The organism is Deltaproteobacteria bacterium (assembly GCA_030654105.1).
Taxonomy (GTDB): domain Bacteria; phylum Desulfobacterota; class SM23-61; order SM23-61; family SM23-61; genus JAHJQK01.
Genome location: JAURYC010000080.1, coordinates 1 through 7,638 on the forward strand (window position 1 = coordinate 1; position 7,638 = coordinate 7,638).

Below are 7,638 nucleotides of genomic sequence, written 5' to 3' on the forward strand. Positions count from 1 at the left end.
CTGCCAGGTATTTGGCAATCTCCTTCCTCTGTTTCAGATCATAGTTACCCAGAATGGCAATCACTTCCATAATGGGGGAGCCCCCTCCGTGGAGGCCGGCGATCTGCCGGTGGGCTCCGAAAGAGGAGCCAATCAGGTCCTGAGTCATTCTAAAGCAACGGTGTTGGTTCTCGGCACTGATCCCCGTTTTCCGCATGATATATTTATTTAGAAGAGGGCCGACTTCTTCTTGGAAGAAATCCTCTTCATAAGGCAGGGTTGCGGGCAGACCCCCAGCCACATCGCACAAAATTTGGTATTCATGATAGAGGCTTTCCCCCGCATGCCGCCTTCCAACGTTGCAAAAGACCACATCGGGAATGTAAGTTCCGGAAGAACTGGGCTTGGACTTCACCGCGGCGGCAATGCCTGCGCCATAAACCAATTCGGCAACACTGATCAGGTCAGCCAGTTTGTGATTGATATGTTGGGCTCCCTCTACCCCATTGTATTCTGCCGCTAAGGCGGTGGTCCCCATGATCACATCCGTAAAGGCCGGCTTGCATCCCGTGTAGCTATGACGATGATACAGGGCAAAAAGGGATGCGGCCCGGCCCCCGAATTCCCATTCGCCACACATAAAGACTCGCTCCCAGGGGATAAAGGTATCTTCAAAAATGGTCAGGGAATGACAGGAGCCAAACTCGGCTACAGGAGCTTTCAATTTCTTCCGGGAACGGGGAGAAGAGGTTACCACCACTTGCCGGATCCCGGGCGCGTCTCCGGGAACGGCAAAAGCTACAGCCCAGTCCGCTTCTTCTTTGGTCAGCAGGCGGGTAGGGGTGACCAAAATCTCATCGGCGTAAGCGGCGATGCTATTATGCGCTTTGGCACCTCGAATCGCTTCTTGCCCATTCCCAGTTTTTTGGGTGCCCACCCACAGTTTTAAAGATTGGCCCTTTCTCCCAGTTGGGGTGCCGGTTCGAGCAGGAAGGGCACCGCGCCAGCTGCCCTTCCTGCCCGAACCACAATAGGAGTAAACTTAGCTTTCCCTTCTATTGACACCGTTGAAATGTCATCGGATAATAGAAGCAATTGGGACTTATCCCTCTGGCCAGAAATCCATCCAACAAGAGGTTTGCCAGCGATTATGCCTACCGTTGCCACTTCAGCTCAAAAAGTTCCTCAATCGCGGATTCGGGAATTGGCCGAAGCCGCCATGAAAATGGAGGGCGTGCTCAAGTTGTATTTTGGGGAGTCCAATGTCCCTACTCCGGACTACATCAAGCGCGCTGCGATGAAAGCGTTGGAAGAAGGCTACACCTTCTACACGGAAAATGCCGGTTTGCCGGGTCTGCGGCAGGATCTGGCCGATTATTACCGCCGGCTGCAGGGGATCGACCTCGATCCCCGGTCGGAAATCGTTATAACCGCATCCGGCGTACAGGCGCTCAACGTAGCGATACGCTGTGTCCTCAACCCCGGGGACGAGGCGCTCGTGCTCACGCCAGCTTGGCCCAATGCTTCTGCGATCACCCAGATGGTCAATGCCGTTCCGGTGGAAGTCCCGCACCCGCTCCGTGACGGACGCTACACCATCGATTTTGATGCTCTCCAGACGGCGGTGACCCCCCGCACCCGCCTTTTGGTCTATACTTCGCCTTCCAATCCTCTCGGTTGGGTGGCAACCGAAGAAGAACAGAAACAGCTTTTGGAATTTGCCCGCCGCCATGATCTGTGGGTGCTCGCCGATGAAGTTTATGACCGCCTCTACTACCGCACCCCTGAGCTTGGAGTCCCGGCCCCTTCGATCTTGCGTCAAGCCACTCGCGACGATGCCGTGATGGTGGCCCAATCCTTCTCGAAAACCTACTGCATGACCGGCTGGCGAGTCGGTTGGCTTGTCGCCCGTAGCGACGTAGGGCAGAAAGCGACTCAGTTCAACGAATTTATCATATCCCACGCGCCCAGTTTTACCCAACGCGCTGTCCAAACCGCCCTGAATCACGGCGAAGAAGAACTGCGGCAAATGCTCTATCGCCTCAAGGAGAACCGGGATTTTTGTCTCTCCGCACTCCGCCAAATGCCGGGCGTGACCGTTCCTTCACCGGACGGAGCATTTTATCTGTTCCCAAAGATCGACGGGCTGCAAGACTCTTTCGCTTTTTGCCGGAAGCTACTCGAAGAGACCAAGGTCGGAATCGCGCCCGGAGTGGCTTTCGGAGCCGGAGGTGAGGGCTCGGTGCGTATCTGCTATGCCGCCGAGCGTGAGATATTGGAACCGGCCATGGAGCGCCTGGCCTGCTTCTTATCAGAGAGGAATTATGAGAAGTAGGCTTTGGCACGGAATCCCCTGCGTGCCCATGGGAGTTCTTCTCTTATACGGGTTATTACTGTTGTTGGCCCTTTAAAAATGCGGCTGGGATAACGATGGGATTGAAGGGGATTTTTATCCACCTTGCCCTGGCCCCCGGGCCTGGGAAAGACTGCCAATTTTACGCTAAATTGATACGAGTTTCCAGCTTGCTATGTTCAGAACGTTTGGAGATATTTGGTAAGTGACCTGCAGGGCAACAAGGCTAAAGTCTCCGCGCTAAGTCGAAGAGAGTGGCCACTAAAAAGTATTTAAGGAACATAATAATAAAAATCGCAATGAGGGGAGATAGATCAATGCCCATTCCCCGCAGGGGGAGGAACCTTTGTATTCGCCATAAGACAGGATCTGTGAGTCGAGCAAGGCCATGGGCGATAGTATGGCCCAAAGGGCTCCTGGAAAATGGAATTACCCAGGAAATAATGGCCCTGGCGATAATGAGCCACATGTATAGGGTGAGGGCAATGTCAAGAATTGTGGCGATAGCAAAGAGAAGCCTGAATCTGACGTAACCTTCTAAATTAATTTGTCAAAATTTTGGTAATATGCTAATTTAATTATATAGGAATTTCCTTTTGGGACACGGATGTACACAGCTTATCAGGATAAACTAAAAAGAAAATAATTATCCGTTGTTATCTGCGTCCTATTAAATTTTTAAACAGGGTTTTCCCCCAATTCAAATTTCCCCCTGAGAGGGATGGAGCATTTTATTCAATGATCGTATTTGATCTCATCTGTTCCAACGGGCACAAATTCGAATGCTGGTTCAAGAACAGCGACTCTTTTGAGAAAAAGAGATCTTTTGGCATCATCCACTGCCCTGTTTGTAATGATAACCAAGTTGAAAAGGCCTTCTCCACCTTTGCCATAAAGAAATATAGTGATAAAAAGGAGGAGAAAAAAGAAGAAAAAATTGATCCCCACCAGGCTTACCGAGCCCTTCAGGTTATTACGGAATATGTCAATAAGAATTTTGAGGATGTAGGGTTAAATTTTGCCAAGGAGGCCCTGAAAATCCACTTTGGAGAGGCCGAAAAGAGAAATATCAAGGGGGTAGCCCTCCCCGATGAGGAGAAGATTCTGCAAGAAGAAGGAGTTCCGTTCTTCAAGGTTCCAGTTCTGAAAAGCCTGGACAACTAACGACCATCCATTCAGCTTTCCATCCCTGGATAAATTTTCTTCCTTGGCATCCGCATCCCCAACATGAGACCCGAAGATTTCCAGATCAAATGTATTCAATCGTAGCAGGGGGTTTGGGCGTAAGGTCATAGAGGCACCGGTTTACCCCATCGATGGATGTAATGCGCTCACAGATCCGGTGCAGCTTCTCCCAGGAGAGCTCGACGGCCGTGGCTGTTCTGGCATCGACACTGTTAATGCATCGAACGACGATAATTTGTCCAAACTCTCGCCTGCCTTTAAGGATTCCGGTGGCCCTGTCATTCAAAAGGATGGCCATATACTGAAACGCCCCACTGGTGCCTAACTCCTCTTCGACGATCGCGGTAGCGGCACGAACGACGGCGAGCCGCTCTTCCGTAACCTCTCCCACAATTCTTGTCGCCAGAGCAGGACCGGGAAAGGGAATTCTTGCGGTGACTTCGGCCGGAAGTCTTAATACTTTGGCGACTTCTCTAACCCCATCTTTGCGCAGCGTCTTAAGTGGTTCCAAAACTTTGTATCCGTATTCTTTCTCCGGGTCAATGCCGAGCTGCACCAGGATGTTATGTTGGCGCTTAATGCCGGCCACAGTTTCTTCGATGTCGGTAAGGATTGTACCGTGCAGCAGGGTTTTGGCACCGGTCTCACGGACAAGTTTTCCAAAGACCGTCGCATAAAAGGTTTTGGTGACGGCATTGCGCTTCTCCTCAGGATCAGTCAATCCCTTAAGCGCATTCAAAAACTCGGCGCGGGCGTCTATGATTTGAACGGCGATTCCCATTTCGGCAAAGGTCTTGACGACTCGTTCCGGCTCTCCCTGGCGCATGAGGGCGCTGTCGATAAATACCGTTTTGAGCCTGTTACCGATGGCGCGGTGACCCAGCACCGTAACCACTGAGCTATCAACACCGCCGCTGAGGGCGTTGATGGCCAGGTTATTCCCCACCATCTCCCTGATGTAAGCAACCTGGTCCTCCACAAATTTCTGATAATCCATCCCTTCTCTCCTTCCCCTCATATTCTGATATTACCAGTATCAGCCTTTAACAGAACGTAGAACATTAATATCGCCATCGATTTATATGGAAGGAAAAGTATAATAACAGGGTTGAATTGTCAAGAAGTCAATAAAGAAAGGAATAAGTTCTCCTTGACATGGCCGTTTTCTTCCCTTAACATTTATCTAAAAAAAATTGATTACAGGATTTTTTAAAAACCCGAAAAAGGAGGTAGGGACGGTGAGGAGAGCGATTCGAAAATACGTAACCTGGTATCTCGTAGTAGCCATGCTGGTGATCGGGATTGCTCCCAAGGTTCAGGCGGGATTTTCCCCTTCGGAAGCGATCGGCCTGGCATCGGCCGAACGATCTTCCAACCTGCAAAAGATTCAGAAGTTTCTGGAGGTGAAAATGGTCGGAGAAAGGCTCAAGGTGTACGGTTTTACTCCGGAGGAAATTCAGGCCCGCTTGAATAACCTCAGCGACCAACAAATCCATCAAGTCGCCCTGAAGATTGATGACTGGAAAATAGGGGGAGATTCCGCCCTGGGGATTCTCATTACCGTTCTGTTGATCTTCATCCTGGTGATCCTGATCATCCAGCTTACCGGACATCGCATTGTTGTAAAATGAAGAAAATCTTCATACATCCAATCGATCCATTCTATAAAATCCCTTGGTGAAAAAATTTATCCTTCTTTTTCTGATAATCCCTTTGCTCTTTTCCTGCGCTGGGCCTATCCCCATTAGGGAATCCGGGACCCCCCGCATCATAAAAAATGTACCTTTCTACCCCCAGGAAATATACCAATGCGGCCCTGCTTCCTTGGCGGCAGTGTTAAATTATTGGGGCTTAAAAGTTTCTCCCGCGGATATTGCCGGTGCGATCTACAGCCAGGAGGCCCAGGGCACCCTGGATGTGGATATGGGTTTTTACGCCGAGAAGAAAGGATTGAAGGCCAGACAGTATCGGGGCGGGTGGGAGGATTTAAAAAAAGGGATCGACTCGGGCGTTCCCTTGATTGTCCTGGTCGATTATGGGTTCTGGGTTTACCAGCAAAACCATTTTATGGTGGTGATTGGTTATGACGAAAACGCTGTCATCGCCCATTCCGGGAAAGAACGGAACAAGAGGATCCCTTTGAATCATTTTTTGAGAACATGGGAAAGGACAAAATTCTGGACCCTCCGGGTAACTCCCCCATGATCAGAACCCAGTCCTTAAAAAAGAAAAAGAATTTTTGCCCTCTGTGCTTTGCGCTTTGGGCTCTGCTGCTTTTATCCAGTTGTGCGTTTCCCAGGATTATTATTTTAAAAGACCCCCTTACTCCGGAAGAACATTTAAACCTCGGAGTGGCCTACGAGAAGCAGGGTGAACTCGACGCCGCCATGAAAGAGTATAAACTGGCGGCCAAAAAACTCCCCGGGGCCTATCTTTATATCGGCAATGTCCATTTTCAGAAAAAAGAGTGGGACGAAGCCGAAAGAAATTACCAGAAAGTCATCAGCCAAGAACCCCAAAATGCCGATGCCGCGAACAACTTGGCCTGGCTGTATTACACCAAAAAGGAAAACCTCGACCAGGCGGAAACCCTTGCCCGCAAAGCCATCGAACTGAATCCGGTGAAAGAAAAGATTTACAGGGATACGCTGGAAAAGATTTTGCAAGAAAAGAAAGCGGGGAAGCTATAGATGCGGAGGGCGTAACCCCGATGGCGAATTTCAAACAACTATTACCCATTTACCTGGGGGCTGTAATCGGCCCCATGGGGGGGATAGGGGTGATCACCCTTCTGCCGGTATTGGCCCGGGAATGGAATGTCAGCATTCAGTGGGTCTCCTTAACGGTTACGCTTTACATGGTCCCTTATGTCGTCTTCCAATTGTTCTCCGGATCCATTGCCCATGTCTTCAACACCCGCCGGACGCTCCTTTTTGGGTTTGGGGTATACAGCCTGGGAGGGCTCCTCTCCGGATTCTCTCCCAGCTTGGAGGCTCTGGTAGGTGCCCGGTTCGTCCAGGGGCTTGGGGCGGCCTTCATCGCCCCGATCGTTATGGCTCTCGTGGGGGAAATGGTCAACCCGGAACGCCTGGGCAAAGCCATCGGATTGTTGGGGGTCATGTACACGATCGGCGTTACTATGGGGCCTTTGATATCCGGGTTCCTGGAGGTCCATTTGGGCTGGTCCTGGTTTTTTTTCTTTCTCATGTCATTTGCCTTGGCCATTGGGGTCCTCTATTGGGTAACAGGGACCCCAGGGGAACAGCCGGCTATGAAATCCGGCAGGCTTGGGGAAGCCCTTGCCTTGGTGAAGCGGTCATACTCCTATTCCGCTATCAGATTATTGAGTATGGCGGCTTTTTTCTTATTTATGGGGTACATTGGCTTGATGACTTTCGTCGCGGATTATTTAAAAACTTCCTTCTCCCTTCCCTCCGACAAGATCGGACTCGTTCTTTCCATGACCGGATTTTTGGGGGTGATGATCTCACCCATTGCCGGAATCCTTGGCGACCGCTGCGGAAGAATCATCGTTGCTCATACCGGACAAGCCATCATGGTTGGCGCCATCCTGGGGCTGGAGTTGGTGGTATACACCTACGGTAAATACATTTTGCTTTTCGCCTTGTTCGGGGCCGGCGCAGCTACGGCCTGGACTTCCTTGAACACTCTGGCCGTCCAAATCGTTCCTGATCTGCGCAAGCCGGTGGCCTCGTTATACAGTTGTGTCAAATTCTCGGGGTATGCCCTCGCTCCCTTGGTTCTTTCCCTCATTTACGTGCCTTTCTCCATCTCCGGCGTGCGCCTGGCCTGTATCGCCTGCATCCTGATCAGCCTCTTTTTAACATCCCGCATCCGTAGTTCTCTGCTGTAGTGCGTCATAAATAGCTTTATACTTTTTGTCATTCCGGACTTGATCCGGAATCCAGTTAATTCAAGTAGTTCTGTCCGCCTGAGGCGGGACTGCTTTCGCAGGAGTGACGGCTTTTCTGACTTTTTACGAAATCATCAAAATTCTTGCCCCCCTTCACTTTTTATTTTCCCTCATGATTTCAGGAGGATTATCAAGACCCGGCGGGGAGGTGCTGCGCGCCGGCCAAACGATGGGAGCAAACCTTTCT

At 50.6% G+C, this 7,638-nt stretch carries 9 protein-coding genes; 6 read left to right on the top strand and 3 right to left on the bottom strand.

The window, feature by feature from the left end; translation table 11 throughout:
• The coding region (locus Q7V48_03065; protein MDO9209717.1) for a 4-hydroxyphenylacetate 3-hydroxylase C-terminal domain-containing protein at nt 1-916 on the bottom strand (916 nt) is incomplete at its 3' end.
• Between the two features lie 213 nt (nt 917-1,129).
• Between Q7V48_03065 and Q7V48_03070 the strand changes: the two genes are divergently transcribed.
• Nucleotides 1,130-2,314 carry a pyridoxal phosphate-dependent aminotransferase gene (locus Q7V48_03070; protein ID MDO9209718.1) on the top strand — a complete coding sequence of 395 codons (1,185 nt, stop codon included), beginning with the start codon at nt 1,130-1,132 and terminating at the stop codon, nt 2,312-2,314.
• A 244-nt stretch (nt 2,315-2,558) separates the two neighbouring features.
• On the opposite strand, the gene Q7V48_03075 is transcribed toward Q7V48_03070, so the two are convergent.
• Nucleotides 2,559-2,879 carry a YggT family protein gene (locus tag Q7V48_03075; protein ID MDO9209719.1) on the bottom strand — a complete coding sequence of 107 codons (321 nt, stop codon included), beginning with the start codon at nt 2,877-2,879 and terminating at the stop codon, nt 2,559-2,561.
• Nucleotides 2,880-3,070: 191 nt separating this feature from the next.
• Here Q7V48_03075 and Q7V48_03080 point away from each other — a divergent pair, with 191 nt between their 5' ends.
• Nucleotides 3,071-3,496, top strand: a complete 426-nt coding sequence (locus Q7V48_03080; GenBank protein ID MDO9209720.1) for a DUF1178 family protein — start codon at nt 3,071-3,073, stop codon at nt 3,494-3,496.
• An 85-nt stretch (nt 3,497-3,581) separates the two neighbouring features.
• Here the strand turns inward: Q7V48_03080 and Q7V48_03085 are convergent, their stop codons facing one another.
• Complete coding sequence (locus tag Q7V48_03085) at nt 3,582-4,514, bottom strand: ExsB family transcriptional regulator (protein ID MDO9209721.1); 933 nt, start codon at nt 4,512-4,514, stop codon at nt 3,582-3,584.
• Nucleotides 4,515-4,755: 241 nt separating this feature from the next.
• Here Q7V48_03085 and Q7V48_03090 point away from each other — a divergent pair, with 241 nt between their 5' ends.
• From Q7V48_03090 to Q7V48_03105, 4 genes are read left to right on the top strand one after another with little or no spacing between them, the layout of a single operon-like run.
• Nucleotides 4,756-5,148: a PA2779 family protein gene (locus Q7V48_03090; protein MDO9209722.1), complete on the top strand. Its 393-nt coding sequence runs from the start codon at nt 4,756-4,758 to the stop codon at nt 5,146-5,148.
• A gap of 46 nt (nt 5,149-5,194) precedes the next feature.
• The gene (locus Q7V48_03095; GenBank protein ID MDO9209723.1) at nt 5,195-5,722 is read left to right on the top strand and encodes a C39 family peptidase; all 528 of its coding nucleotides are present in this window, start codon (nt 5,195-5,197) and stop codon (nt 5,720-5,722) included.
• Nucleotides 5,719-6,207 carry a tetratricopeptide repeat protein gene (locus Q7V48_03100; GenBank protein ID MDO9209724.1) on the top strand — a complete coding sequence of 163 codons (489 nt, stop codon included), beginning with the start codon at nt 5,719-5,721 and terminating at the stop codon, nt 6,205-6,207. Before Q7V48_03095 ends, Q7V48_03100 begins: the two co-directional genes overlap by 4 nt.
• A gap of 20 nt (nt 6,208-6,227) precedes the next feature.
• Nucleotides 6,228-7,391 carry an MFS transporter gene (locus Q7V48_03105; protein MDO9209725.1) on the top strand — a complete coding sequence of 388 codons (1,164 nt, stop codon included), beginning with the start codon at nt 6,228-6,230 and terminating at the stop codon, nt 7,389-7,391.
• The last annotated feature ends 247 nt before the right edge of the window (nt 7,392-7,638 follow it).

Bases quoted from the DNA above. Each gene is read 5' to 3' on its own strand.
- Q7V48_03070 (MDO9209718.1), top strand. From the start codon at position 1,130: ATGCCTACCGTTGCCACTTCAGCTCAAAAAGTTCCTCAATCGCGGATT.
- Q7V48_03080 (MDO9209720.1), top strand. From the start codon at position 3,071: ATGATCGTATTTGATCTCATCTGTTCCAACGGGCACAAATTCGAATGC.
- Q7V48_03085 (MDO9209721.1), bottom strand. From the start codon at position 4,514: ATGGATTATCAGAAATTTGTGGAGGACCAGGTTGCTTACATCAGGGAG.
- Q7V48_03100 (MDO9209724.1), top strand. From the start codon at position 5,719: ATGATCAGAACCCAGTCCTTAAAAAAGAAAAAGAATTTTTGCCCTCTG.
- Q7V48_03105 (MDO9209725.1), top strand. From the start codon at position 6,228: ATGGCGAATTTCAAACAACTATTACCCATTTACCTGGGGGCTGTAATC.